Raw genomic sequence first — 26,797 nt, 5'->3', positions numbered from 1 at the left:
GCGCCGCGCAGACTCCTAGGGGCCGGCGATGTGGCGCAGACTGACGCGAGCCGAGGAACAGGCGGCGTCGAAATCGGCCTCGATCTGCAGCAGCGCCTCGACGTCGCGCGCATCCACCGTGACGATGCCCATCGCACAGTTGCGGCCCTGGGCCTTGGCGCTGTAGAGCGCCATGTCGGCCCAGTTGACCGCCTGCTCCCAGTGCAGGCGCAGCTGGCCGGGCGGCAGCGGGAAATGCGCGAAGCCGATCGAGGCCGTGATGCGCAGCGCCCCGCCCTCGGTGGGCACCGGCTCGGTGCCGACGCTGAACAGGATGCGCTGGGCCAGCAGCTGCAGCTGGTCCTGGGCTACATGGGGTGCGAATACCAGAAACTCCTCGCCGCCCCAGCGCACCACCAGGTCCTCGCTGCGTACCGCCTCGCTGATGCGGCGCGCCACCTCGCGGATCACGATGTCGCCGGCCGCATGGCCGTGGCGGTCGTTGACATGCTTGAAGTGGTCGATGTCCACCATCAGCAGGCCGCCCTCGAACAGGTCGCGCGCGCGCTGCTGCATCACGGCCAGGAAATGGCGCCGATTCGCCAGGTCGGTGAGCGGGTCGCGCTCGCTCTGGGCGCGCAGCAGCAGCTCGTTGGCCTTGAGCCGCTTGTTGGCGGCGTGCACGCGCTTGAGCATCACCGCCACCAGCAGCAGCGACAGGGTCAGCAGCGTTCCCACCGCCAGGCCGACGCGCTGCGCCAGCGTGTGGTTGGCGAGCTGCTGGTCCTTCAGGGTCTTGTCGCGTGTCAGCAGCTCCAGGTCGCGCTGCTTGCGGCCGCTGTCGTACTTCAGCTCCAGCTGCTGCAGCTGGGCCTCGCGGTTGCGCTCCTGGATCTGGGCCGAGAGCGCGCGCTCGGCATGGAAGACCGCGATGGCCTCGCGCGGCTGGCCGCTGGCGGCCCAGGCCTCGCCGAGCTCGCGCAGTTCGGTGGCCATGCGCGCCGGATCGGCCTGGGCCGTGGCCAGCGCTTGCACTCGTGCGATCTCGCGCCGGGCGGCATCGAACTGCTTGAGCAGGATCAGCGAGACCGCGGTGTTGTGGCGCAGCGTGCGCTCCAGGCGCACGTCCTTGAAGGCCAGCAGCACCGGCAGCGCCTGGCGTGCCAGCTGCAGGGCCAATGCGGGACGGTCGTTGTGCATGTGCAGATCGGTCAGGCTGACCTGGATCTGCGCGGTGGTGCGCGGCGCGCCGGCCTGCTGCGCGAAGTCCAGCGCTTCCTCGTAGGACTGCAGCTGCGTCAGCCGGTCGCCGCGGCGCACCGCGATGCGCGCCTCCACGACCTTGGTGCGCGCCATCGCCAAGGGGTCGCCGCGGGCCTGTTCCAGCGCGCTGGAGAGCCAGCGCCGCGCCTCCTCGGGTTGCTCGAGGTTCTGGCTCAGCAGGGCCAGCGAGCCCATGCTGATGGCCGTCAGATAGGGATCGTTGCCGCCCTGGGCCAGGCTCAGGGCCTGGCGCATGATGGCGGCGGCCTGGGCCAGCGCGCCCTGCGAGACCTGCTCGCGCTCCAGGATGCGCAGGGCCGCCCAGGCCATGCGGAAGTCGCAGTCGCGCTCGGCCAGGCCGCCGCCGGCGCAGGGCGGCTCCAGTTCGGTCAGCGCGGTCTCGGCGGCGGCGGCGGCCTCCTGGTTGCGGCCGATGCGTTCGGCGATCAGGGCGCGCAGCAGCGCCACGCGGCCGCGTTGCTGCAGATCGGCCTGCAGGGCGGTGGCGATCCTCTCGGCCTCCGCCACGTGGCCGGCCTGCACCAGGATCTGCGCCTCGGCCATCAGCAGCTGGGCGCCATGCCGGCCGCCCTGCTCCCGGCGCAATGTGCTCAGGTCCTGCTGCGAACGGGCGGGCCTGTCGTAGGCCTGCTGCACCAGGCGGTCGAGCTGCGTGTCAAGCGCCGCGTCGATGCGCGCCAGCGCCTGCGCGGCACCGCTCGTCAGGGCCATCGCCAGGCACGCAGCCGTCAGCGCCAGCACGCGCCTCACGGCTGGGCCTCCACCGGGCCCTGCAGCGCCACCATCTCGACCAGCCCTTCCTGCCAGGCCGCCTCCAGGCGGTTGGAGAGCTGGGCCAGGCCGGCCTCGTCGCGCACGTCGGCGCTCAGCACGCCATAGGCCCGGTTGCGGCCATGGGCCTTGGCCATGTACATGGCCGTGTCCACCAGATCGATGGCGCGCTCCCAGCTCAGGCTCAGACCATGCGGCGCCAGCGGGAAGCTGGCGAAGCCGATCGAGGCGGTGACGCCGATCTGCTGGGCCGCGCCATGCGGCACCGGCGGCGCGCCGATCAGCTCCAGCAGGCGCTGCGCCAGCGTGCGCGCGTCCTCGCTGCTGCGCGCCGGCACGACGATCAGGAACTCCTCGCCGCCCCAGCGCACCACCAGGTCGTCCTCGCGCAGCGCGGCGCGCAGGCGGCGCGCCACCTCGATCAGCACGCCGTCGCCGGCGGCATGGCCCCATTGGTCGTTGATGCGCTTGAAATGGTCGATATCGATCAGGTAGACGGTGCCGGCCAGCTTGCCGGCATCGGCCAGTCGCTTGATCGCCGACTGGAAATGGCGCCGGTTGGCCAGGCCGGTCAGCGGATCGCGCTCGCTCTGCACCTTCAGCGTCTCGTTGCTGCTGGCCAGCGCCGCGTTGGTGCGGCGGATGCGCTGATAGGCCAGGCCCAGCAGCGCCGCCGACAGCAGCACGCAGCCGGCCAGCGCGGCCCACAGCTTGAGCTCCAGGTCATGGGCGCGGATCTGCTCGGCCTTCAGGCTGTTGTCGCGGTTGAGCAGCTCGATTTCCTTGGCGCGGCGCTCGGCGTCGTGGCGCTCCTGCGCTTCCAGCACGGTCTTGCGGGTGTCGTCGCGCAGGATCTGGTCGATCAGGCGGCGGTATTCATGGTGGGCCTGGATGGCGCCGGCCCAGTCGCCGGCCTGCTCCAGGTATTCGCCCAGCTCCTTCCAGCCGTCGGCCGCATAGGGCAAGGCGCCCTGCTGCTCGTCCAGCGTGATGGCCTGGCGCACATCGCGCGTGCCCTCCTCCAGGCGCTTCAGGCCGATCTTGGCCAGGCCCAGGTTGTGCAGCGCGACGATTTCGCCGTTCAGGTTCTGCGAGCGGCGTGCCAGCGGCAGGGCCTCGCCGGCCAGTTCCAGCGCGCGCTCGTAGTCGCCGCGGCGCAGGTAATGGTCGCTGTAATTGCCCAGCGAGGTGGCCCGCAGGGCCTCGGAGCCGGCGTCCCGGGCATGCTGCAGGGCCTCGGCCCAGGCCTGTTCGGTGACGCTGCCGTCGGCGTCGTTGGCATGCACGATGCCGCGCACCGTGACGACCGCCTGCATCAGCACCGGATCCGGGTCCTGCCTGGCCGCCCGCAGCGCCGCGTCGCTGGTCTGGCGGGCGCGCTCGGTCTGCTGGGCGCGCTCGTAGATGCGCGCCAGCTCGTTGAGCGCCAGCGCGCGACGCCAGCTGCTGCCCAGGCTCTCGGCCAGGCGCACGCCTTCCAGCGCGGTGTCCAGGGCCTCGTCCACCAGGCCCTTGTCGGCCTGGACCCGCGCCAGCGCGCTGGTCGCCCGCAGCAGCACGCGCGGCGCGCGCGTGCTGCCGCGCTGCGGCGCCAGCGGCGCCATGGCTTTCAGGGCCTCGCGCAGATCGCCGCGCTCCTGGTAGAGCAGGGCCGTCATCGTGGCACTGGCCAGTTCGGCCGAGGGCCGATCGGCCGGGCTGGGCCAGTCGCGCAACTGGGTCTGGATCTCGTCCACCAGGCGGCGGTCGCGGTTGTAGCCGGCGGTCAGGCCACGCAGGCTCAGCAGCTCGAGCCGCTCCATGCTGCCCGCCGCACTCTGCCCCTGCAGCGCCTGCAGGGCGTCCTCCTGCTCACGCGGCCGGGCACGCCCCTGGCGCTCGATGCGCTCGAGGGCCTGCCAGAGCGCATCGTTGTGAGGCGCCGGCTTCGTGGCCCCCCCGGGCTGGCAGGCGAGCAGCAGCAGCGCCAGCATGCCGCAGGCCAGCGCGCCGAGCAGCGCACGTGCCGACATGGGGGACGCCATGTTCATCGGAGGCGAGGGGGAAAAGGTCCTGCGGGAGGCTGCACCGAAGGCGCCTCAGCCACGGACGAGCGCTGCACCGGGCCGAGCCGGGGTCTGGGGCTGACTTTTCATGGTGCGCGGCACACTCTCCCTCACTGCTTGCCCGGCAAGTGTAGGAGCAGCACCGGTCCGGCCGGCCTGGGGCCGCCCCTAGGCCGGTGTCGCTATCGCGGCAGTTTTGCACGCTTACAACAACTCACAAAAGATGGTCGCGCACGGCCGCCAGCGTGGCCGCGTCGCCCAGCAGGCGGCGATGGCCCAGGCCCTGGCTGATCTGCAGGCGCGCCCGGGGCAGCGCCGCCGCCAAGGCCTGGGCCGCGGCCAGCGGTGCGGCGCGGTCCTCGCGGTCGTGCAGCAGCAGGGTGGGCAGGGGCAGGCGCGGCGCCAGCCAGGCCGGCTCGAAGATCTCCAGGCCCTCGCCGCCGCTGAGGGCCTCCAGGCGCTGCCGCATCCGGGCCTGGACGGACGGCCCGAGGCCGAAGCCGGCGCCGAACCAGGCCAGCACCTGGCGCGGTGGCGCCGAGCCGGCCAGCAGCACCAGACGCTCGGCCGTCAGTCCGCGCGCCAACGCCTGGCAAGCCGCCAGCGCGCCGAGCGAATGCGCCACCACGCCGTGCAGCGGCCCGAAGCGCGCGCCCGCCGCCAGCAGCACCCGGACGAACTCCGGCAGATGGCTGCGCCAGCCGGCGCTGCGGCCATGGGCCGGCATGTCCAGCAGCAGCGGATCGAAGCCGGCGGCCCACAGCGCGTCGGCCAGCGGGCGCATCTGCTGTGCGTCGCCGGCCCAGCCATGGACCAGCAGCACGCGCGGGCGCGGGCCGTGGCTTTCCAGCGCGTCGCGATGGCGCCAAGCGGTCAGCCGCAGCGTGTCGACCCGCCAATCCAGCGGCCGCCAGTCGTCCGGCATCGGCCGGCGCCGCGCGGTCAGCTTGCTGGGGGTGGGCGTGATGAAGAACTGGTAGGCCACGGCGCTGCTCAGTGCCGGGCTGAGGCGCTGCAGCAGGGCGAGCCCGGCGCGCAGCAGGCGCTGGCCGCCGCCGGCGGCGTAGAACAGGGTGGCAGGGTTGCTGCCGCTGTGCGTGCTGGACATCAAGGTACTCCGTATGCGGTGTTCCCGGGTGGGTGCCGCCGATCCGGCTTTGCCGGTCGGCCGGCACCGCCCCCTTGAGGGGGCGGAGTCCGGACACAAACAGTCCCGGCGGACTGTTTGTGACTGACGACGGCCATGGCCTCTGGCCTTGGCGCGCGAAGCGCGCAGGGGGTGGGCCTCTATTCCCAGCCGAAGTCGCGGTTGCTGGCGGGGATGGCGCGCCAGAGCCGGCGCAGACCGGACCAGAGGCGCCAGACCAGGGCGGCAGCGAGAGTCAGCAGGACGAGGTGGAGCATGGCGGCCTCCGGCAGGGGCGGGTGGGTGCGCCTCCAAAAATTCGCACGATCGTGCGAAATTGGGCGCAAAGGAACGGCCGAGCGGGGTGCATGGGCGCTCAGCCGCGGTAGCTGTGGATCAGGCGCTGGTAGCAGGCCCAGCCGCGCTCGGCCGCCCGGGCGTCGCGCATGAAGCGGGCCTCGCGCAGCAGCGCGGTGAACAGGCCGTCGAGTTCGAACACCAGCTGGTCGGGATCGAGGTCGGCGCGCAGATGCCCGATCTCGACCGCCTGCAGCACGCTGCGCTTGAGCGTGCCGCGCCAGCGCCGCACGCCGGCCAGCAGCAGCTCGCGCAGCGGGCTGTCGTCGCGGTCGTCGAACTCGAAGCTGCCGGCCGCATACAGGCAGGCGCCGCGCGGCCCGGGCAAGGCGCTGCGGTCGAGCCAGGCGCGCACGATGGCGTCCAGGCGCGGCAGGCCGCGCGGCTCGCGCAGCGCCGGCATCAGGATGTCCTGCTGGAAGCGCCTGTCGAACTCGTCCAGCACCGCACGCTGCAGCGCCTCGCGCGAGCCGATGCGCGAGAACACCCCGCTCTTGGACAGGTTCAGCCGTTTCGCCACCTCGCCGATCGACAGGCTGTCCAGCCCGTCGAGCACGGCCATCTCCAGGGCGACATCGACGATGGCGCTCTGGGTCAGTTCACTGCGTCCGGTCTTGGCTTCCATGGTGTCAATTTAGCACGAGCGTGCGAATTACGCCAGGAAACAAATCCCCCCAGAACGAAGGGTCGACCCCAGTTGTTTGGTCGCATTGCGCACAACTAGCATCGGGTCACTTGGCGCTCTTGCCTCGGGTGGCGAGGGGCTTCGGCAATCTTCAAAGGATCGATATGACCCAAGGTTTTCTTCCGCGCTCGCTGCGACCGTCGCTGCTGTGTCTGGCGGCGCTGTGCCTGAGCGCGGGTGCCCATGCCGCGGCGGACAGCAGCCGCGTCATCGTGGTGTTCAAGCCCGGCCAGGCGGCCGCGGGCAAGGCGGCGGTGCTGGCGGCGCGCGGCGCCGTCAAGCATGAGATCTTCGGCATGGACGCGGTCGCCATCGAGGTGCCGACCCAGGCCTTGCAGGGCCTGAGCCGCAACCCGAACATCGAGTTCGTCGAGGAGGATGTGAAGCGCTATCCGCTGGCCGGCAGCAGCCCCTCGACCGGCGCGCCCTATGCGCAGGGACAGCAGGTGCCCTATGGCATCAAGCTGGTCCAGGCCGACCAGCTGCCCGACACCTATGTCGGCAACCGCAAGATCTGCATCATCGACTCGGGCTACGACCGCAGCCACGAGGACCTGGACAAGGACGCCACCCGCATCACCGGCGAATACGACAGCGGCACCGGCTGGTGGTACACCGACGAGAACCACCATGGCACCCATGTGGCCGGCACGATCGCCGCGCTGAACAACAGCGGCACCGGCGTGGTCGGCGTCAACGCGAACGCGCGCCTGAAGCTGCACATCGTCAAGGTCTTCGGCGCCGAGGGCTGGGCCTATTCGTCGACCCTGGCGAGCGCGGCCAACAAATGCGGCGCGGCCGGCGCCAACGTGATCAGCATGTCGCTGGGCGGCGCGCGCAGCAACAAGACCGAGCAGCGCGCCTTCGACAGCCTGCTGTCCAAGGGGGTGCTGCCGATCGCCGCGGCCGGCAACGACGGCACGACGGCCAGGTCCTATCCGGCCGCCTATGCCAGCGTGATGTCGGTGGGAGCGCTGGACGAGAACAAGCAATGGGCCACGTTCTCGCAATACAACAGCGAGGTCGAGATCGCCGCGCCGGGCGTCAATGTGCTGTCCACCGTGCCGATGGGCGCGGGCAGCAGCTCCAGCCTGACGGTCGGCGGCGTGGTCTACGCGCCTGGCGGCATGGACGGCTCGCCCAAGACCTCGGCCACGGCGGCGCTGGCGGACTTCGGCCTGGGCAATGCGGTGAACACCGCGGTGTCCGGCAAGGTCTGCCTGATCCAGCGCGGCACGGTCGACTTCGCCACCAAGGTCGGCAACTGCCAGGCCAGCGGCGGCGTCGGCGCGGTGGTCTACAACAATGTGGCCGGCGGCTTCGGCGGCACCCTGGGCAGCACCGCGACCAGCATCCCCTCGGTCACCGCCTCCGACACCGAGGGCACGCAGCTGAAGGCGCAGCTGGGCCAGAGCGCCACGGTCAGCGTGACGGCCACCCACTACGCCTTCTACGACGGCACCTCGATGGCCACGCCCCATGTCTCGGCCGTGGCCGCCCTGGTGTGGAGCTATTTCCCGACCTGCAGCGCCAGCCAGATCCGCATCTCGCTGAACAACAGCGCCGAGGACCTGGGCAGCGCCGGCCGCGACACCAAGTTCGGCTACGGCCTGGTGCGCGCCAAGGCGGCCTACGACCGCATCACCGCCCTGGGCTGCGGCAAGTAAGAAGCCGGCGCAGCGCCAACAAAACAAAGGCGGCCCCGCGGGGCCGCCTTTTTCATGGGCCGCGGGGCCGGCTCAGGCGGCCTGGGCCGCGCCGGCCTCCTGGTAGCCGCGCGGCACCGCGCCCAGCAGGCGGCGCGTGTACTCCTGCTGCGGCGCGGCCAGCAGGGCCTGGGTCTCGCTCTGCTCGACCACGTCGCCGTTCTGCATCACCAGCACCTCGTCCGAGATGAACTTCACGACGGCCAGGTCATGGCTGATGAAGATGTAGCTCAGGCCGAACTCGTCCTGCAGGTCCTTCAAGAGGTTCAGCACCTGGGCCTGGACCGAGACGTCCAGCGCCGAAACGGCCTCGTCCAGCACCAGCACCTCGGGGTTCAGGGTCAGGCAGCGCGCGATCGCGATGCGCTGGCGCTGGCCGCCGGAGAATTCGTGCGGGTATTTGTTCAGCGCGCTGTCGTCCAGTCCGACCTTCTGCAGCAGCTCGCTGGCCTTGGCCTGGCGCTCGGCCAGGCTCTTGCCGATGCCGTGGATCTCCATCGGCTCCAGCAGGGTCTGGCCGATCGTGAAGCGCGGGTTCAGCGAGGCATAGGGATTCTGGAACACCACCTGGATGCGGCGGCGCATCTTCTGCCAGTCGTTGCCGCTCATCTTCAAGAGGTCCTTGCCCTCGAACAGCACTTCGCCGCCGCTGGGCTCGTGCAGGCGCAAGAGGGTCAGGCCCATCGTGGTCTTGCCGGAGCCCGACTCGCCCACCACGCCCAGCGTGTGACCCTTCTTCAGCTGGAAGTTCACGCCCTTGACGGCCTTGAACTCCTTCTTGCCGAACAGGCCCTCCTTGAAGAAGAAGCTCTTCTTCAGGCCGCGCGCCTCCAGGATCACCGGCGCCGTGGGATCCTTGGCCTTGCTCTCGTTGCTGGCGGCGCGCCCGGCGATGTGATCGTCGATCACCATCAGACGGGCCGGGTTCTCGCTCAGCGAGGGGCGGCAGGCCAAGAGGGCCTTGGTGTAGCCGTCCTGCGGGGCCTTGAAGATCTCGGCCACCGGCGCCTTCTCGCGGATCTGGCCATGGCGCATCACGACGACATGGTCCGAGATCTCGCCCACCACGCCCAGGTCGTGCGAGATGAACAGCATGCTCATCTTGTGCGACTCCTTGAGCTTGGCCATCAGCTCCATCACCTGGCGCTGGATGGTCACGTCCAGCGCGGTGGTCGGTTCGTCGGCGATCAGCAGCTTGGGCGAACAGGCCAGCGCCACGGCGATCATCACGCGCTGCTGCTGGCCGCCGGACATCTCGTGCGGATAACTCTTGAGCCGGCGTTTCGGCTCGGGGATGCCGACCTCGTTGAGCAGCTCCTCGGCACGCGCCAGGGCCTGGCGGCGGCTCATGCCCATGTGCTTGATCAGCGGCTCCATGATCTGGTCGGCCACCGTGAACACGGGGTTCAGCGAGGTCATCGGATCCTGGAACACGCAGGCGATTTCCTTGCCGCGGATGGCCTGCAGCTCGGGCAGCGAGGTGCGCAGCAGGTCGCGGCCCTGGAACTCGATCTTGCCCTCGCGCTCGGCGTTGCTGGGCAGCAGGTTCAGGATGGACATCGCGGTGACGCTCTTGCCCGAACCCGACTCGCCGACCAGGGCCACCGTGCTGTTCTCGGGAATGTCGAAGCTGACGCCCTTGACGGCCAGCTGGCGCTGCATCTGGCCGTCGACCTTGCCCATGCGGAAGGCGACCTTCAGGTCTTGAATGGATAGCAACATATCAAATCTCCTGTCTCGCAATGCGCGCCGGTCTTACCGAGCGGAGCCCGCGGATCCGGCTCTGCCGGTCTGCCGGGCTCGCCCCCTTGAGGGGGCGCGCGCAGCGCGTAGGGGGTGAACTTTCACTCCAGGCCGCGCAGCTTCGGGTCCAGCGCATCGCGCAGCGCGTCGGTGAACAGCGCGAAGGCGGTCACGAACACCGCCATGAAGGCGGTCACGGCGGCCAGCTGCCACCAGTAGCCCAGGATCAGCTCGCTCTGGCTCTCGGCCAGCATCGTGCCCCAGGACACCTGGTCCACGCCGACGCCCAGGCCCAGATAGGACAGGATCACCTCGCTCTTGATGAAGCCCACCACATGCAGCGAGAGCTGCACCAGCGCCACATGCGACACGTTCGGCAGGATGTGCTTGAACATGCGGCTGGTCTTGGAGGCGCCGATGGCCTCGGCCGAGCGCACATACTCGCGCACCGAATGCTTCATGAACTCGGCGCGGATCAGGCGGTAGATGCCGGGCCAGCCGGCGAGGCCCAGGATCATCACCACCGACAGCACGCCGCGGCCGAAGATCACCGCGAAGGCGAAGATCAAGAGGATGCCGGGGATGGCGGTGAAGACGTTGTAGAGCCATTCCAGGAAGTCACCGACCTTGCCGCCGAAGAAGCCCGAGACCGCACCCAGCACGGTGCCGATGATGGTGGCCACGACGGCCGCCAGCACGCCCACCATGATCGAGACCTCGGCGCCCTTGATGGCCTTGGCCAGCACGTCGCGGCCCAGGCGGTCGCCGCCGAAGGGCAGGGTCTCGGCCTTGACGGTCTCCTCGGTCTTGAACTGCTTGGCGCGCTCGTCCCATTCCTTGTAGCGCGGCGCCAGCGGGTCGATGTCGCTGAGGTCCACGTTCGGCCCCTTGGGCACGGCGATCGTGCCGGTGGCCTCGGCCGGCGCCGGCCCCATCAGGGTCGGCGGCGCATTCGGTACGCCCACTTCCTTCTGCCAGTTCTTCGCCACCAGGCCGACACCGGAGGCCAGCACCAGCAGCAGGAACAGGCCGACGATGGTCATGCAGACCATGCCGACCTTGTCGGCGCGCATGCGGTGCCAGGACGCGGCCCAGACGCCTTCGGAGCGCTGTGGCTTGGCCGCGGCGGAAGTCTGAGAAAGTACCGCGCTCATTTCAGCACCACCCGTGGGTCAACCAGCTTGTACAGCAGGTCGGTGAGGAGATTGACCACCATGGTCAGGAAGGCGATGTAGATCGCGAAGGCCTGGATCACCGGATAGTCGCTGCGGTTCACGGCCAGCAGGATCTCGCGGCCCAGGCCCGGGATCGAGAAGAACACCTCCAGCAGGAAGCTGCCGACGAACACGCCCGGCAGCGCCACGGCGACATTGGTCAGGATCGGGATCATCGCGTTGCGCAGCACATGCTTGAGCAGGATGGTGCGCTCGGTCATGCCCTTGGCGCGCGCGGTGCGCACATAGTCGTGGCCGATCTCGTCCAGGAAGAAGGTGCGGTACAGACGCGTCTGCGGCGCCAGCGCAACGGCCACGGCCACCAGCACCGGCAGCGGCGCATAGGTGGTCAGATTGGTCCAGACGCTGTCGGTCCAGCCCTGCACCGGGAACCAGCCCAGGCGGAACGCGAACACATACTGGGCGACGATCACGTAGACCAGCAGCGAGATCGAGACCGCCACCGTCGTGATGATCATCACGGCGCGGTCGGTCAGGCTGCCGCGCACATAGGCCACGGCCAGCGCGAAGGGGATGGCCAGCAGCACTTCCAGCAGCAGGATTGGCAGCATCACCGTCAAGGTGGCCGGCAGACGGCTGGAGAACAGGCTCGCGACCGATTCATTGGTGGCCCAGCTCTTGCCCCAGTCGAAGGTGACGATCTGCTGGATGAAGATCCAGAGCTGTTCCCAGACCGGCTTGTTCAGGCCCAGCTGCTCGCGGATGGCGTTGATCTGTTCGGGGCTGGCGTTCAGGCCGCCGAGGATTTCCGCGGGGTCGCCGCCGAAGTATTTGAAGAGAAAGAACACCAGCAACACGACGCCCAGCAGGGTGGGGATCATTTGCCACAGGCGCCTTATCAGGTATGCCGCCATCGCTGTCGGTCTCCGGGAAAGGTCTGACTAAAAGTGAAACCCCGGACACTTGTGGCGACCGGGGTTCCCAGTGGAAAGCAGGCGCGAGTCTAATGGAGGCCGGCCTCGGTATTCACCCGCATTTGCCCTTGCTTTACGCGGGTCGGGGCGCCGTGGGCCGCACGGAATCGGGGTTGCGGGCGATTTCTGGTCCAGAATGCGCGCCCTGCGGGCCCTTTCCCGCCCGGGTTGGGGTTGGCGTGCATGGCTTTCGGCCGGGCGGGCCCTTAGACTGCGCGGCTTGCCCCGAGCCCGCGTCCACCCTGCGCCGGCTCACAAGAATGTGACGCGCCGCTGCCCACGAGGACGGCGGCGCCCTGGTTTGCGATAAGGATTTCTGACGTGATGCGACGTGGTTTTGCGCGTGCCGCCGCCCTGGCGGCCCTGCTCGGCGCTGTTTCCCTCGCGGCGCCGGCCCAGTCGGCGGCGCCCGAGGCCAAGGTGCTGAGGTATTCGTTCCGCGTCGCCGAGACCGGTTTCGACCCGGCGCAGATCAGCGACCGCTATTCCAAGGCCGTTTCGGCCGGCATCTTCGAGGCGCCGCTGGAGTTTGCCTATCTGGCGCGGCCCTTCCAGATGCGTCCGTCCACCGCCGCGGCCATGCCCGAGGTGTCGGAGGATTTCAAGACCCTGACCTTCAGGATCCGGCCCGGCATCCACTTCGCCGACGATCCGGCCTTCAAGGGCCAGAAGCGCGAGCTGACCGCGGCCGACTACCTCTACTCGATCAGGCGCCACTACGACCCCAAGCTGAACAGCCGCAATCTCTACCTGCTGGAGAACGTCAAGATCCTGGGCCTGTCGGAGTTGCGTAAGGAACTGATGGCCGCGAAGAAGCCCTTCGACTACGACCGCGAGGTCGAGGGCCTGCAGCTGCTGGACCGCTACACCTTCCGCATCAAGCTGGGCGTCGGCGACCCGCGCTTCATCAACCAGTTCGCCGACTCGGCCTTCCTGGGCGCGCTGGCGCGCGAGGTGGTGGAGTTCTATGGCGACAAGATCATGGAGCACCCGGTCGGCACCGGGCCCTACCGTCTGGCCGAATGGCGCCGCAGCTCGCGCATCGTGCTGGAGAAGAACCCGAACTACCGCGAGGAACTCTACGACGAGCAGCCGCGGGCCGACGCCGACCCGGTGCTGAAGGCGCAGGCCGCCAAGCTGAAGGGCCGCCGCCTGCCGCTGACCGACCGGGTCGAGATCGCGATCATCGAGGAGAACCAGCCGCGCTGGCTGTCCTTCCTGAACGGCGAGGCCGATGTGCTGGAGGAGGTGCCCTCGGAATACGTCAGCATCGCGACGCCCAACGGCCAGCTGGCGCCGAATCTGGCCAAGAAGGGCATGCGCGCGGTGCGCTTCCCCTACCCCGAGGTCGCGTTCTCCTACTTCAATATGGAAGATCCGGTGGTCGGCGGCTACACGCCCGACAAGGTCGCGCTGCGTCGCGCCATCAGCCTGGCGGTGGACATCGACAAGGAGATCCGCCTGCCGCGCCGCGGCCAGGCCCTGGCGGCCCAGGGGCCGTTCGGCCCCGGCACCTTCGGCTACCGCGCGGACTACAAGTCCGAGATGAGCGAATTCAACCTGCCCAAGGCCAAGGCCCTGCTCGACATGTATGGCTATGTCGACCGCGACGGGGATGGATGGCGCGATCTGCCTTCCGGAGCGCCGCTGGTGCTGAACTTCGCGACCCAGCCCGACAGCCAGAGCCGCCAGCTGATCGAGCAATGGCAGAAGAACATGGACGCGCTGGGCGTGCGCATCGAGTTCAAGACCGCCAAATGGCCCGAGAACCTGAAGAGCGCCAATGCCGGCAAGCTGCAGATGTGGCAGGTCAGCTGGGTGGCCACGGCGCCCGACGGCGACACCTTCCTGGCGCTGGGCGACGGCCGCGCCAAGGGCTCGGCCAACAAGTCGCGCTTCGACCTGCCGGCCTACAACGCGCTGTACGAGAAGCAGAAGATGCTACCCGACGGCCCCGAACGCCAGGCGGTGATGGAGCAGGCGGCCCGGCTGATGATCGCCTACATGCCCTACAAGATCTCGGTGCATCGCCTGTTCACGGATCTCAGCCAGCCCTGGGTGCTCGGCTACGACCGCAACGTGTTCGTGCGCGATTTCTGGCAGTACGTGGACATCGACACCGAGCTGCTGAAGCAGCGCCGGGGCTCCTGACCGGGGCGCGCCGCGATGCAGCCCCTCAGCCGCCTGCTCGGACGCGTCGCCTGCGGCGCCCTGCTGTGTCTGGCGGTCGGCTGGGCCGGTGCGGCCGGCACGGCCCCCCAGGCGCAGCCCAAGGTGCTGCGCTATGCCTTCCCGATCGCCGAAACCGGCTTCGACCCGGCGCAGATCTCCGACCTCTACTCGAACACGGTGGCGGCCAACATCTTCGATGCGCCGCTGACCTACGACTACCTGACGCGCCCGGTGCGCATCAAGCCGGCCACCGCGGCGGCCATGCCCGAGGTCTCGGCCGACTTCAAGACCTTCACGCTGCGCATCCGGCCCGGCATCCACTTCGCCGACGACCCGGTCTTCAAGGGCGTCAAGCGTGAGCTGGTGGCGGCCGACTACGTCTATTCGATCAAGCGCCATTTCGATCCGCACTGGAAGAGCCCGCGCTATGCGCAGTACCGCGCCGAGCAGATTCTCGGCCTGGACGAGTTGCGCCAGCGCGCGCTCAAGGGTGGCAAGCCCTTCGACTACGACGCGCCGGTCGAGGGCCTGCAGGCGCCCGACCGCTACACGCTGCAGATCAAGCTGGGGCGCTCCAGCCCGCGTTTCGAGCACATCCTGACCCACCCGGGCATGAGCGGCGCGGTGGCGCGCGAGGTGGTCGAGGCTTACCGCGACAGCATCATGGAGCATCCGGTCGGCACCGGCCCCTTCCGGCTGGCCGAATGGCGGCGCAGCTCGCGCATGGTGTTCGAGCGCAACCCGAATTACCGCGAGGAGTTCTACGCCGAGCAGCCCAGCGCCGGTGACGCGCGCGACCAGCGGATCGCGCAGCAGTTGCACGGCCGGCGTCTGCCGCTGGTCGAGCGCGTCGAGATCTCGGTGATTGCCGAATCGCAGCCGCTGTGGCTGGCCTATCTGGCCAATGACTTTGACTTCGTGGCCGTGCCCTACGACTACGCGAGCCTGGCCGCGCCGGGCGGCGCGCTGGCGCCGAACCTGGCCAAGCGCGGCATGCAGTTGCACCAGATGCTGCGCTCCGACCTGGTGTTCACCTATTTCAATATGGAGGATCCGCTGGTCGGCGGCTACACGCCCGAGCGGGTCGCGCTGCGCCGAGCGATCGCGCTGGCCTACGACAACGAGTCCGAGATCCGCCAGCTGCGCAAGAGCCTGGCCATCCCGGCCCAAGGCCTGACGACGCCCGCCGCCTTCGGCTACGACGCCGACTTCAAGAGCGAGATGAGCGAGTACAGCCCGGCGCGTGCCAAGGCCCTGCTGGACCTGTACGGCTATGTGGACAGGGACGGCGACGGCTGGCGCGAGCAGCCCGACGGCCGGCCGCTGGTGCTGCAGTTCTACACCCAGCCCGACAATCTCTCGCGCCAGTTCAATGAGCACTGGAAGAAGTACATGGACGCGGTGGGCCTGCGCATCGAGTTCAAGGCCGGCCTGTGGCCCGAGCAACTGAAGGCCGCGCGCGCCGGCCAGCTGATGATGTGGAACCTGGGCAATACCGCGACCATGCCCGACGCCGAGCAGTCGCTGGCGATGGCCTACGGCCCATCGAAGGGCGAGGACAATCTGGTGCGCTTCGCGCTGCCCGAGTACGACCGCATCTACCAGCGCATCCAGCAGCTGCCCGACGGCCCCGAGCGCCAGGCCGCGATCCGCGAGGCCACGCGCCTGCTGGTGGCCTACATGCCGATCAAGGCCCATGTGCACCGCATCGGCCTGGGCCTGACCCAGCCCTGGGTGAGCGGCTACAAGCCCCACCCTTTCCTCTACAGCTTCTGGCGCTACGTCGACAGCCAGCCGCCCGCCTCGACGCCTCGTTGACTGCCCCGATGATCGCCCCGATGAAGTCCAGCCCCCTCCTGTCCCGCCTGCTGGCCGGCCTGGCCCTCGCCTGGGCCGCCGGCGCGCCGCTGCCGGCCGCGGCCGCCGAGCCCAAGGTGCTGCGCTACGCCTTCCGCGTGGCCGAGACCGGCTTCGACCCCAGCCAGCTGAGCGACATCTACTCGCGCATCCTGACCTCGCACATCTTCGAGTCGCTCTACAGCTACGACTATCTGGCGCGGCCGGCCAGGATCGTGCCGCTGATCGCGACGGAGCTGCCCGAGATCAGCCCCGACTTCAAGACCTTCACGGTGCGCCTGCGGCCCGGCATCTACTTCGCCGACGATGCCGCCTTCGGCGGCCGCAAGCGTGAGGTGACGGCGCAGGACTTCGTCTACAGCTTCAAGCGCTTCGCCGACCCGGCGCTGAAGAGCCAGGGCTGGACCAGCTTCGAGGAGGCCGGCTTCGTCGGCCTGGCCGAGCTGCGCCAGCAGGCCCTCAAGAGCAAGAAGCCCTTTGCCTACGACACCGAGATCGAAGGCCTGCGCGTGCTGGACCGCTACACGCTGCAGCTCAAGACCGTGCAGCCGCGCCCGCGCCTGGTGGAATCCATCCTGGCCGGCAACGACCTCTATGGCGCGCTGGCGCGCGAGGTGGTCGAGCATTACGGCGACAAGATCAGCGAGCACCCGGTCGGCACCGGCCCCTTCCGGCTCAAGAGCTGGCGCCGCAGCTCGCTGATCGTGTTCGAGAAGAACCCCGACTACCGCGAGCGCCATTACGACGCCCAGCCCGCACAGGGCGATGCCGAGGGCCAGGCCTGGGCCAAGCGTTTCGCGGGCCGGCGCATCCCGATGGTGGACCGGGTCGAGATCTCGGTGATCGAGGAAAGCCAGCCGCGCTGGCTGTCCTTCCTGAACCGGGAGCACGAGCTGATCGAGCGCGTGCCCGAGGAGTTCATCGTGCAGGCCATGCCCGGTGGCAGGCTGGCGCCCAATCTGGCCAAGCGCGGCATCCAGCCGGCCCAGGTGATCACGCCCGACGCCACCCTCACCACCTTCAATATGGACCACCCGGTGCTGGGCGGCATGGGGCCGGCCCAGGTGGCGCTGCGCCGGGCCATCTCGCTGGCCATCGACATCCCGCGCGAGATCCGCCTGGTGCGGCGCGGCCAGGCGGTGCCGGCACAGTCGCCGGTGGTGCCGCACACCACCGGCTATGCGGCCGCCTACAAATCGGAGATGAGCGACTACGACCCGGCTCGCGCCAAGGCCCTGCTGGACCTGTATGGCTATGTCGACCGCGACGGCGACGGCTGGCGCGACCTGCCATCGGGAGCGCCCCTGGTGATCGAGCGGCGCACCCAGTCCGACAACGCCTCGCGCCAGCTCGACGAGCTGTTCGACAAGAACCTCGCCGCCATCGGCCTCCGGCTCAAGCTCAAGGTTGCCAAGTGGCCCGAGAACCTGAAGGCCGCGCGCAGCGGCAATTTCATGATCTGGGGCGTGGCCTCGCTGGCCTCGCAGCCCGACGGGCAGAGCGCGCTGCAGCGCCTCTACGGCCCGGCCAGCGGGACGCAGAACCTCTCGCGCTTCAACGACCCGGCCTTCAACGAGATCTTCGACCGCATGAAGGGCCTGCCCGACGGCCCCGAGCGCGAAGCCCTGTTCCTGGAGGCCAAGCGCATCAGCGCCACCTACCTGCCCTACAAGCAGCATGTGCACCGCATCGTCACCGACCTGGCCCAGCCCTGGCTGATCGGCTACCGTCGCACCCTGTTCTGGCTGGACTGGTGGCAATACGTGGACACCGACAGCAGCCCGAAGACCGCCCCCCGAGTGACGACGCCATGATGATGAAGAAGAAGAGACTGCTACACGCCGGCCTGGCCGGCCTCCTGCTCGCGCTGCAGCTCGGCGGCGCCGCGGCCCAGGCGCCGGCCGCCAAGGTGCTGCGCTATTCCTTCCGCGTCGCCGAGACCGGCTTCGACCCGGCCAAGATCAGCGACATCTACTCGCGCGCCGTCACCGCCCATATCTTCGAGGGCCTGTACGGCTACGACCACCTGGCGCGGCCGGCCAAGCTGGTGCCCGTCACCGCCGAGGCCCTGCCCGAGACCGGTGCGGACTTCAAGACCTGGACCATTCGCATCAAGCCCGGCATCTACTTTGCCGACGACCCGGCCTTCGGCGGCAAGAAGCGCGAGCTGGTGGCGGAGGACTATGTCTATGCCTTCAAGCGCGTGGCCGATCCGCTGGTCAACTCCTCGCACTGGAGCGAGATCGAAGAACAGGGCTTCATCGGCCTGGCCGAGTACCGCGACGAGCTGCGCAAGAGCGGCAAGCCCTTCGACTACGACAAGCCCATCGAGGGCCTGCGCGCGCTGGACCGCTACACGCTGCAGTTCCGGCTGAAGGACAGCCGCCCGCGCCTGCCCGGCATCCTGGCCCAGGGCGATCTGTACGGCGCGATGGCGCGCGAGGTGGTGGAGGCCTATCCCGACCGCAGCATGGAGCATCCGGTGGGCACCGGACCTTTCCTCCTGAAGGAATGGCGGCGCAGCTCGCGCATCGTGCTGGAGAAGAACCCCGGCTACCGCGAGCGCTACTACGGGGCCCAGCCGAATGCCGATGACGCCGAGGGCCAGGCCCTGCTGGCGAAGTTCAAGGGCCGGCGCCTGCCCATGGTTGACCGGGTGGAGGTCGCCATCATCGAGGAGAACCAGCCGCGCTGGCTGTCCTTCCTGGGCGGCGAGTTCGACCTGCTGGAGCGTGTGCCCGACGAGTTCATCACCCAGGTCATGCCCCAGGGCAAGCTGGCGCCCAACCTGGCCAAGAAGGGCATGCAGGGCTACCGGGTGCTGAATGCCGATGTGCTCTTCACCGTGTTCAATATGGAGGATGCGCTGATCGGCGGTTACACGCCCGAGCGCATCGCGCTGCGCCGCGCCATCGGCCTGGCCACCGACGTGGAGCGCGAGATCCGCCAGGCGCGCCGCGGCCAGGCGATCCCGGCGCAGTCGATGTTCATGCCGCATACCGGCGCTTACGAGCCCGAGTTCAAGAGCGCGATGAGCGATTACGACCCGGCGCGCGCCAAGGCGCTGCTGGACCTCTATGGCTATGTGGACCGCGACGGCGACGGCTGGCGCGAGCAGCCCGACGGCGCCCCGCTGCTGCTGGAAAGCCTGACCACGCCGGACGGCGCGCAGCGCCAGATCGACGAGATCTGGCAGAAGGCGCTGGCCAAGGTGGGGCTGCGGGTCAGCTACAAGCCCGGCAAATGGCCCGAGAACCTGAAGGCGCTGCGCGCCGGCAAGTTCCAGATCTGGGGGCTGGGCGCCTCGGCCGCGATGCCCGACGGTCAGGACTTCCTGACCCAGCTCTACAGCCCGCACATCGGTGGCCAGAACTATGCCCGCTTCCGCCTGGCGGCGGCCGACCGCATCTTCGAGCGCACCGGCGTGATGGCCGACGGCCCCGAGCGCGTGGCCCTGTTCCGCGAGAGCAAGCGCATCGTCGCCGCCTACATGCCCTACAAGTACAGGGGCCACCGCTATGTGACCGACCTGGCCCAGCCGCAGCTGGTCGGCTACCGCCGCCACCCGTTCAAGCTGGGCTGGTGGGAGTACGTGGACATCGAGCCCGGCAAGAAGAATTGAGCGAACGCAGCGAGGCCGCGACCATGATGCTGAAGAAGATCAAAACCCTGCTGGCCGCCGCGGCCTGCGGTGCCGCCCTGCTGAGCCCGGGTTTGGCCGCCGCGGCGCCCGAGCCCAAAGTGTTCCGCTATGCCTTCGTGATCGCCGAGACCGGCTTCGACCCGGCCCAGATCAGCGACCTCTACTCGCGCATTGTGACCGGCCATATCTTCGACGCGCTCTACAAATACGACCACCTGGCCCGGCCCTACAAGGTCAAGCCCAATGTCGCGCTCGGCATGCCCGAGGTCAGCGAGGACTACCGGGTCTGGACCGTCAAGATCCAGCCGGGCGTCTATTACGCGCCCGACGAGGCCTTCGGCGGCAGGAAGCGCGAGATGGTGGCCGAGGACTTCGTCTACGCGCTCAAGCGCTTCTTCGACCCCGCCACCAAGAGCCCGGCCTATTCCTACTTCAACGATGCCGGCATCCTGGGCCTGGACGAGCTGCGCCAGCAGGCGCTGAAGAGCAAAAAGCCCTTCGACTATGACCAACCGGTCGAGGGCCTGCGCGCGCTGGACCGCTACACCATCCAGTACCGCCTGAAGGAGCCGCGCCCGCGCTTCATCTTCAGCCTGGCCGGCGGCGACCAGTACGGTGCGGTGGCGCGCGAGGTGATCGAGCATTACGCCGGCCGGGCCATGGAGCATCCGGTCGGCACCGGCCCCTTCATGCTCAGCAAGTGGCGCCGCAGCTCGCAGATGGTGCTGGAGCGCAACCCGAACTTCCGCGAGCTCTACTACGACGCCGAGCCGAATGCCGACGATACCGCGGGCCAGGCCCTGCTGGCGAAGTTCAAGGGCCGGCGCCTGCCGATGCTGGACCGGGTCGAGGTCTCGATCATCGAGGAAAGCCAGCCGCGCTGGCTGTCCTTCTTGAACCGCGAGATCGACTACATCAGCGTGCCGCTGGAGTTCGCCAATGTGGCCGCGCCCAAGGGCCGGCTGGCGCCCAATCTGGCCAAGCAGGGCATCCAGCTGGAGCGCCTGGTCAACCCCGACCGCACGCTCTACTACTTCAATATGGAAGACCCGCTGGTCGGCGGCCATGCGCCCGAGAAGGTGGCGCTGCGCCGCGCCATCGCGCTGGGCACCGACACCCAGCGCGAGATCAACACGGTGCGGCGCGGCCAGGCCGTGCCGGCGCAGAGCGTGGTCGCGCCCGGCACCTGGGGCTACGACCCCGACTACAAGACCGAGAACGGCGACTACGACCTGGCGCGCGCCCGCGCCCTGCTGGACATGTACGGCTACAAGGACCTGGACGGCGACGGCTGGCGCGAGCAGCCCGACGGCAAGCCCTTGCTGATCGAATACGCCAGCCAGCCCGATGCGCTGTCGCGCAGCTTCGACGAGCTGTGGAAGAAGAACATGGACAACTTGGGCCTGAGGCTGAACATCAAGGCCGGCAAATGGCCCGAGCAGCTGAAGGCGGCGCGCGCCGGCCAACTGATGATCTGGCAGCTGGGTTTCACCGCGAGCACGCCCGACACCCAGCCAGGCTTGGAGATCCTCTATGGCCCGACCGCCGGCGGCCAGAACCTGGGCCGCTTCAGACACAAGCGCTTCGACGAGGTCTACGAGCAGATGCAGCGCCTGCCCGACGGCCCCGAGCGCATGGCCCTGCTGCGCGAGGCGCAGAAGATCATCACCGCCTACATGCCGCAGAAATACCTGGTGCACCGCGTGCTGACCGAGCTGACCCAGCCCTGGGTGCAGGGCTACCGCCGGCCGCTGTTCGGCAACCAGTTCTGGCAGTACATCGACGTGGACATGGACGCCAAGAAGGCGAAGACCGGCGCATGAGGACCGTGGGGCGCTGGTGTGTCGCGGTGGCCGCGGCCTTGCTGATGGCCGGCGCCGCGCAGGCGGCCGCCGCCCAAGGTGTTGCGCTATGCCTTCAACGCCGGCGAGACCGGCTTCGATCCGGCGCAGATCTCCGATCTCTACTCGCGCATCGTCACCAGCCATATCTTCGACGGGCTCTACGAGTACGACTACCTGGCGCGGCCCTACAAGGTGAAGCCCAATGTGGCGGCCGGCATGCCCGAGGTGGCCGACGACTTCAAGACCTGGACCGTGCGCATCCGGCCCGGCATCTTCTTCGCCGCGGACGAGGCCTTCAAAGGCCTTCACGGCGGGGGCCGGCGCGAGCTGGTGGCCGAGGACTTCGTCTACGCCTTCAAGCGCTTCTTCGACCCGGTCAACAAGAGCCCGTCCTATTCCTATATCAACGACGCCGGCATCCGCGGCCTGGACGAGCTGCGCCAGCAGGCGCTGAAGGACAAGAAGCCCTTCGACTACGACAAGCCGGTCGAGGGCCTGCGCGCGCTGGACCGCTATACGCTGCAGTTCCGCCTGAAGCAGCCGCGCCCGCGCTTCATCTTCACCCTGGCCGGCGGCGACCAGTTCGGCGCGGTGGCGCGCGAGGTGATCGAGCATTACGGTCAGGCCCGCGCGATGGAACACCCGGTCGGCACCGGCCCGTTCCGGCTGACCGGCTGGCGGCGCAGCTCGCAGATCGTGCTGGAGCGGAACCCGGGCTTTCGCGAGCGCTACTACGACGGCGAGCCGAGCGCCGACGACGCCTCGGGCCAGGCCCTGCTGGCGCGCTTCAAGGGCCGGCGCCTGCCGATGGTGGACCGCGTCGAGGTCTCCATCATCGAGGAAGACCAGCCGCGCTGGCTGTCCTTCCTGAACGGCGAGTTCGACCTGTCCTGGCTGGTGCCCGCGCCCTTCGCGCCGATCGCCATTCCCAACGGCCGGCTGGCGCCGAACCTGGCCAAGCAGGGCATCCAGATGGAGCGGGTGCTGAATCCCGACCGCTACATGTACTACTGGAACATGGACGATCCGGTGGTCGGCGGCTACACGCCCGACAAGGTGGCGCTGCGCCGCGCCGTCGCGCTGGGCACCGACGTGCAGCGCCAGGTCAGCTCGGTCTGGCGCGGCCAGGCCGTGACGGCCCAGAGCGTGGTGGCGCCCGCCACCTGGGGCTACGACATCCGCTTCAAGAGCGAGAACGGCGACTACGACCCGGCGCGCGCCAAGGCCCTGCTGGACCTGTACGGCTACACCGACAAGGACGGCGACGGCTGGCGCGACCGGCCCGACGGCGGCCCGCTGGTGATCCAGTTCCACAGCCAGAACGATGCGCGCTCGCGCGCCTTCCAGGAGATGTGGCAGCGCGACATGGACGCGCTGCGCATCCGGCTCGAGATCAAGATCGCGCTGTGGCCCGAGCAGCTGAAGGCGGCGCGCGCCGGCCAGCTGATGCTCTGGCAGCTGGGCTACAGCGCCAACACGCCCGATGTGCAGCCGGGGCTGGAGCTGCTGTACGGCCCGGCGGCGGGCGGCCAGAACCTGGGCCGCTTCAAGCTGCCGCGCTTCGACGCGATCTACGAGCAGATGCAGGCCCTGCCCGACGGGCCCGAGCGCCTGGCCCTGCTGCGCGAGGCGCAGAAGCTCAGCGCCGCCTATATGCCGCAGAAATTCCTGATCCACCGCGTCGTCACCGACCTCAGCCAGCCCTGGCTGATCGGCTACAAGCGGCCGCTGTTCAGCCAGCAGTTCTGGCAGTACGTGGACATCGACCCGAGCAAGAAACCGCAATGACCCGACGCCGCTGGCTGGCCGCGCTGAGCGCCCTGACGATGATCGTTGCCGTGCCGGCCGGGGCGGCCGCACCGCCCAAGGTGCTGAGGTATGCCTTCCTGATCGCCGAGACCGGTTTCGATCCCGCGCAGATCTCCGACACCTACTCGCGCACCATCACGCCGCATATCTTCGAGGCGCCCTATGCCTACGACTATCTGGCCCGGCCGGTGCAGGTGCGGCCGCTGACGGCCGCCGCCATGCCCGAGGTGTCGGCCGACTTCCGGACCTGGACCATCCGCCTGCAGCCGGGCATCTTCTTCGCCACCGACCCGGCCTTCAAGGGCCCCCACGGCGGGGGCCGGCGCGAGCTGGTGGCCGAGGACTATGTCTACAGCCTGAAGCGCATCGCCGACCCGGCCAACAAGAGCGCGGCCGGCTGGGCCTTCCTGGAGGAGCAGGGCGTGATCGGCCTGGCCGAGCTGCGCCGGCAGGCCACCGGCGGCAAGAAACCCTTCGACTACGACCAGCCCATCGAGGGTCTGCGCGCGCTGGACCGCCACACGCTGCAGATCCGCCTGCGCGAGCCGCGCCCGCGCCTGCTCTATCTGCTGGCCCAGAGCGATCTGTTCGGCGCGGTGGCGCGCGAGGTCATCGAGGCCTATCCGGGCGCCGCGATGGAGCATCCGGTCGGCACCGGCCCCTTCGTGCTGAAGGACTGGCGGCGCAGCTCGCTGATCGTGCTGGAGAAGAATCCCGGCTATCGCGCGCGCTACTTCGACGCCCAGCCCGCCGCCGACGATGCCGAGGGCCAGGCCATCCTGGCCCGGCTCAAGGGCCGGCGCCTGCCGATGATCGACCGGGTGCAGATCTCCATCATCGAGGAGAGCCAGCCGCGCTACCTGTCCTTCGTCAACGGCGAGCATGACCTGCTGGACCGGGTGCCGCCGGACTTCGTCAATGTGGCCCTGCCCGGCGGCCGGGTGGCGCCCAATCTGGCCCGGCGCGGCATCCAGCTCCATCGCGTGCTCGGCGCCGAGAGCGCCTACACCTTCTTCAATCTCGAGGACCCGACGGTGGGCGGCTACTCGCCGGACCGCGTCGCCTTGCGCCGCGCGATCTCGCTCGCGCTGGACATGGAGCGCGAGATCAACGGCGTGCGCCGCGGCCAGGCGGTGGTGGCGCAGTCGCCGCTGGTGCCGCACACCAGCGGCTACGACCCCGCCTACAAGAGCGTCAACGGCGACTTCGATCCGGCGCGCGCCAAGGCGCTGCTGGACCTGTTCGGCTATGTCGACAAGGACGGCGACGGCTGGCGCGACATGCCCGACGGCGCGCCGCTGGTGATCGAGGTGGCCACCCAGCCCGACGCGCTCTCGCGCCAGTACGACGAGCTGTGGCAGCGCAATTTCGATGCCGTCAACATCCGCACCCGCTTCTTCGCCGGCAAATGGCCCGAGCAGCTCAAGCAGGCGCGCGCCGGCAAGCTGCAGCTGTGGATGCTGGCGAACAGCGCCAACTCGCCCGACGGCCTGGACCAGTTGCAGCGCCTTTACGGCCCGGCCACCGGCGCGCAGAACTATGCGCGCTTCAGGCTGCCGGCCTTCGACCGGCTCTATGAGCGCCTGCAGCTGCTGCCCGACGGGCCCGAGCGCGAGACCCTGTTCCGCGAAGCCAAGCGCCTGCAGGCCGCCTATGTCCCGGAGAAGACCCATGTGCACCGCATCATCAACGACCTGGCCCAGCCCTGGCTGATCGGCTACCGCCGGCCGCTGTTCCGCAACGAGTTCTGGCACTTCGTCGACATCGACATGGAGCGCCGGGCGAAGCCATGAAACGCCGCACGCTGCTGGCCGCCTCCGCGCTGCTGCCCGCCGCATCCGGCCCGCGCGCGCAGCCGCGGCGCCCGAAGGTGCTGCGCACCGCCTACAACAGCGCCGAGGTCGGCTTCGACCCGCCGCAGGTCTCCGACCAGACCTCGGTCAATGTCAATGCCCATATCTTCGAGTCGCCGCTGAGCTACGACTACCTGGCGCGGCCGGTGAAGCTGATCCCGCAGACCTGCGTGGCCCTGCCCGAGGTCGGCGACGAGCACCGGCGCTTCGTCTTCACGCTCAGGCCCGGCATCTTCTTCGCCGATGATCCGGCCTTCAAGGGAAAGCCGCGCGAGCTGGTGGCGGCCGATTATGTCTACAGCCTCAAGCGCTTCTTCGACCCGCGCCTGAAGACCGAGCACCTGCACCATTTCGAGAACGCGCAGATCCTCGGCATGCAGGCCCTGCGCGAACGCGCCATCGCGCGCAAGACGGGGCTGGACTACGACGCGCCGGTCGAGGGCCTGCGCGCGCTGGACCGCTACCGTTTCGAGATCCGCCTGGCGCGCAGCGCGCCGCGCCTGGCCCAGCTGTTCGCCGACCCGGGCCTGACCGGCGCGGTGGCGCGCGAGGTGGTCGAGGCCTATGGCGGCGACATCATGGCGCATCCGGTCGGCACCGGCCCGTTCCGGCTGGCGAGCTGGCGGCGCGGCTCGCAGATCGTGCTGGAAAAGAACCCCGGCTTTCGCGAGCAGCGCTTCGAGTCCGAGCCGCCGGCCGACGATGCCGAGGCCCAGGCGATCGCGCGGCGCCTTGCGGCTAAGCGCCTGCCGCTGCTGGACCGGGTCGAGATCAACATCATCATCGAGGAGCAGCCGCGCTGGCTGGCCTTTGCCGGCGGCGAGCTCGAGGTGCTGGAAATGCCCACCGGCGTGGCGCCGCTGGTGCTGCCCGGCGGCAAGCTGGCGCCCAACCTGGCCCGGCGCGGCATCACGGCGCGCAGCACCCAGGGGGCCGACACGCGGCTGACCTTCTTCAACTTCGACCATGCCCAGGTCGGCGGCTACGCGCCCGAGAAGGTGGCGCTGCGCCGCGCCGTCGTGCTGGCCTTCGACACCGCGGCCGAGCTGCGCCTGGTCTTTCGCGGCCAGGGCGTGCCGGCGCAGTCGCTGCTGCCGGCCGCGGTCTACGGCCACGACCCGGCGCTGCGCAGCGAGATGAGCGCCGCCGACCTGCCGCGCGCCCGCGCGCTGCTGGACCTCTACGGCTACAAGGACGTGGACGGCGACGGCTGGCTGGAGAACCCCGACGGCAGCCGGCTGGTGCTGCGCCTGGCCGGGCTGGAGGACGCCCGGCAGCGCGCGCTCAACGAGCTGTGGAAGAAGCGCATGGATGCGCTCGGTGTGCGCATGGAGTTCGAGATCGGCACCTTCGGCGAGCTGATCAAGAAGACCCTGGCCGGTCAGCTGATGATGTGGAGCTACAGCTGGAACATCAGCTTTCCCGACGGCGACTTCTTCCTGGGCATGGCCTACGGCCCGAATGCCGGCCAGTCCAATGACGCGCGCTTCAGGCTGGCCGCCTACGACGCCCTCTACGAGCGCCAGCGCGCGCTGCCCGACGGCCCCGAGCGCCTGGCCTTGATGCGGCGCGCGAACCGCCTGATGCTGGCCTACATGCCCTATCTGGCCCATTGGCATGCGCTGCGCACCGACCTCTGCCAGCCCGGCGTGCACGGCTACCGGCGCCACCCCTTCACGCGCGACTGGTGGCGCTTCGTCGATCTGGACTGAGGCGCCGTCGCCGGGCTGTCATCTTGTATCGGGCGGTGACAGGCAAGACCTGACACCGGCGC

16 protein-coding genes are annotated in these 26,797 nt (G+C 69.2%); 9 read left to right on the top strand and 7 right to left on the bottom strand.

Going from position 1 to position 26,797, the window contains the following annotated elements:
• Nucleotides 1-15 precede the first annotated feature (15 nt).
• The 4 genes from AC07OQ_RS02385 to AC07OQ_RS02370 all read right to left on the bottom strand — a co-directional run bounded on the left by AC07OQ_RS02385 (nt 16) and on the right by AC07OQ_RS02370 (nt 6,187).
• On the bottom strand, nt 16-2,013 hold the full coding sequence (locus tag AC07OQ_RS02385) for a diguanylate cyclase domain-containing protein (protein WP_495051484.1): 1,998 nt from the start codon (nt 2,011-2,013) through the stop codon (nt 16-18).
• Nucleotides 2,010-4,046, bottom strand: coding sequence for a GGDEF domain-containing protein (locus AC07OQ_RS02380; protein ID WP_495051483.1), 2,037 nt, complete (start codon nt 4,044-4,046; stop codon nt 2,010-2,012). The genes AC07OQ_RS02385 and AC07OQ_RS02380 overlap by 4 nt, the downstream gene beginning before the upstream one ends.
• Nucleotides 4,047-4,293: 247 nt before the next feature.
• Nucleotides 4,294-5,187, bottom strand: coding sequence for an alpha/beta fold hydrolase (locus AC07OQ_RS02375; RefSeq protein ID WP_495051482.1), 894 nt, complete (start codon nt 5,185-5,187; stop codon nt 4,294-4,296).
• 394 nt (nt 5,188-5,581) lie between these two features.
• Nucleotides 5,582-6,187: a TetR/AcrR family transcriptional regulator gene (locus tag AC07OQ_RS02370; RefSeq protein ID WP_495051481.1), complete on the bottom strand. Its 606-nt coding sequence runs from the start codon at nt 6,185-6,187 to the stop codon at nt 5,582-5,584.
• A gap of 164 nt (nt 6,188-6,351) precedes the next feature.
• Between AC07OQ_RS02370 and AC07OQ_RS02365 the strand changes: the two genes are divergently transcribed.
• Nucleotides 6,352-7,914, top strand: a complete 1,563-nt coding sequence (locus tag AC07OQ_RS02365; RefSeq protein ID WP_495051480.1) for a S8 family serine peptidase — start codon at nt 6,352-6,354, stop codon at nt 7,912-7,914.
• A 72-nt stretch (nt 7,915-7,986) separates the two neighbouring features.
• Here the strand turns inward: AC07OQ_RS02365 and AC07OQ_RS02360 are convergent, their stop codons facing one another.
• The 3 genes from AC07OQ_RS02360 to AC07OQ_RS02350 all read right to left on the bottom strand — a co-directional run bounded on the left by AC07OQ_RS02360 (nt 7,987) and on the right by AC07OQ_RS02350 (nt 11,785).
• On the bottom strand, nt 7,987-9,675 hold the full coding sequence (locus AC07OQ_RS02360) for an ABC transporter ATP-binding protein (protein WP_495051479.1): 1,689 nt from the start codon (nt 9,673-9,675) through the stop codon (nt 7,987-7,989).
• Nucleotides 9,676-9,797: 122 nt separating this feature from the next.
• A complete protein-coding gene (locus AC07OQ_RS02355; protein ID WP_495051478.1) occupies nt 9,798-10,850 on the bottom strand; it encodes an ABC transporter permease in 1,053 nt (350 codons plus the stop codon).
• Nucleotides 10,847-11,785, bottom strand: a complete 939-nt coding sequence (locus tag AC07OQ_RS02350) for an ABC transporter permease (protein WP_495051477.1) — start codon at nt 11,783-11,785, stop codon at nt 10,847-10,849. The genes AC07OQ_RS02355 and AC07OQ_RS02350 overlap by 4 nt, the downstream gene beginning before the upstream one ends.
• Nucleotides 11,786-12,169: 384 nt before the next feature.
• Here AC07OQ_RS02350 and AC07OQ_RS02345 point away from each other — a divergent pair, with 384 nt between their 5' ends.
• From AC07OQ_RS02345 to AC07OQ_RS02310, 8 genes are all read left to right on the top strand, one after another.
• On the top strand, nt 12,170-13,996 hold the full coding sequence (locus AC07OQ_RS02345; protein WP_495051476.1) for an ABC transporter substrate-binding protein: 1,827 nt from the start codon (nt 12,170-12,172) through the stop codon (nt 13,994-13,996).
• A 15-nt stretch (nt 13,997-14,011) separates the two neighbouring features.
• The gene (locus tag AC07OQ_RS02340) at nt 14,012-15,835 is read left to right on the top strand and encodes an ABC transporter substrate-binding protein (protein WP_495051475.1); all 1,824 of its coding nucleotides are present in this window, start codon (nt 14,012-14,014) and stop codon (nt 15,833-15,835) included.
• 20 nt (nt 15,836-15,855) lie between these two features.
• Entirely contained in the window at nt 15,856-17,688 is a 1,833-nt protein-coding gene (locus tag AC07OQ_RS02335) for an ABC transporter substrate-binding protein (protein ID WP_495051474.1), read from the top strand.
• A complete protein-coding gene (locus tag AC07OQ_RS02330; RefSeq protein WP_495051473.1) occupies nt 17,685-19,496 on the top strand; it encodes an ABC transporter substrate-binding protein in 1,812 nt (603 codons plus the stop codon). Before AC07OQ_RS02335 ends, AC07OQ_RS02330 begins: the two co-directional genes overlap by 4 nt.
• Nucleotides 19,493-21,340, top strand: coding sequence for an ABC transporter substrate-binding protein (locus tag AC07OQ_RS02325; protein WP_495051472.1), 1,848 nt, complete (start codon nt 19,493-19,495; stop codon nt 21,338-21,340). Before AC07OQ_RS02330 ends, AC07OQ_RS02325 begins: the two co-directional genes overlap by 4 nt.
• 78 nt (nt 21,341-21,418) lie before the next feature.
• Nucleotides 21,419-23,149, top strand: a complete 1,731-nt coding sequence (locus AC07OQ_RS02320; protein WP_495051471.1) for an ABC transporter substrate-binding protein — start codon at nt 21,419-21,421, stop codon at nt 23,147-23,149.
• Nucleotides 23,146-24,963: an ABC transporter substrate-binding protein gene (locus AC07OQ_RS02315; protein WP_495051470.1), complete on the top strand. Its 1,818-nt coding sequence runs from the start codon at nt 23,146-23,148 to the stop codon at nt 24,961-24,963. Before AC07OQ_RS02320 ends, AC07OQ_RS02315 begins: the two co-directional genes overlap by 4 nt.
• On the top strand, nt 24,960-26,735 hold the full coding sequence (locus AC07OQ_RS02310; RefSeq protein WP_495051469.1) for an ABC transporter substrate-binding protein: 1,776 nt from the start codon (nt 24,960-24,962) through the stop codon (nt 26,733-26,735). The genes AC07OQ_RS02315 and AC07OQ_RS02310 overlap by 4 nt, the downstream gene beginning before the upstream one ends.
• Nucleotides 26,736-26,797 lie beyond the last annotated feature (62 nt).

The organism is Roseateles sp. GW821-FHT09B06, assembly GCF_059418245.1.
The sequence above is the reverse complement of the archived record's forward strand: the minus strand, read 5'-3'. Positions and strand labels throughout refer to the sequence as shown.

Excerpts from the sequence above, each read along its gene's own strand:
- AC07OQ_RS02380 (WP_495051483.1), bottom strand. The coding sequence starts at position 4,046 with ATGTCGGCACGTGCGCTGCTCGGCGCGCTGGCCTGCGGCATGCTGGCG.
- AC07OQ_RS02375 (WP_495051482.1), bottom strand. The coding sequence starts at position 5,187 with ATGTCCAGCACGCACAGCGGCAGCAACCCTGCCACCCTGTTCTACGCC.
- AC07OQ_RS02370 (WP_495051481.1), bottom strand. The coding sequence starts at position 6,187 with ATGGAAGCCAAGACCGGACGCAGTGAACTGACCCAGAGCGCCATCGTC.
- AC07OQ_RS02365 (WP_495051480.1), top strand. The coding sequence starts at position 6,352 with ATGACCCAAGGTTTTCTTCCGCGCTCGCTGCGACCGTCGCTGCTGTGT.
- AC07OQ_RS02360 (WP_495051479.1), bottom strand. The coding sequence starts at position 9,675 with ATGTTGCTATCCATTCAAGACCTGAAGGTCGCCTTCCGCATGGGCAAG.
- AC07OQ_RS02355 (WP_495051478.1), bottom strand. The coding sequence starts at position 10,850 with ATGAGCGCGGTACTTTCTCAGACTTCCGCCGCGGCCAAGCCACAGCGC.
- AC07OQ_RS02350 (WP_495051477.1), bottom strand. The coding sequence starts at position 11,785 with ATGGCGGCATACCTGATAAGGCGCCTGTGGCAAATGATCCCCACCCTG.
- AC07OQ_RS02345 (WP_495051476.1), top strand. The coding sequence starts at position 12,170 with ATGCGACGTGGTTTTGCGCGTGCCGCCGCCCTGGCGGCCCTGCTCGGC.
- AC07OQ_RS02340 (WP_495051475.1), top strand. The coding sequence starts at position 14,012 with ATGCAGCCCCTCAGCCGCCTGCTCGGACGCGTCGCCTGCGGCGCCCTG.
- AC07OQ_RS02335 (WP_495051474.1), top strand. The coding sequence starts at position 15,856 with ATGAAGTCCAGCCCCCTCCTGTCCCGCCTGCTGGCCGGCCTGGCCCTC.
- AC07OQ_RS02330 (WP_495051473.1), top strand. The coding sequence starts at position 17,685 with ATGATGATGAAGAAGAAGAGACTGCTACACGCCGGCCTGGCCGGCCTC.
- AC07OQ_RS02315 (WP_495051470.1), top strand. The coding sequence starts at position 23,146 with ATGACCCGACGCCGCTGGCTGGCCGCGCTGAGCGCCCTGACGATGATC.
- AC07OQ_RS02310 (WP_495051469.1), top strand. The coding sequence starts at position 24,960 with ATGAAACGCCGCACGCTGCTGGCCGCCTCCGCGCTGCTGCCCGCCGCA.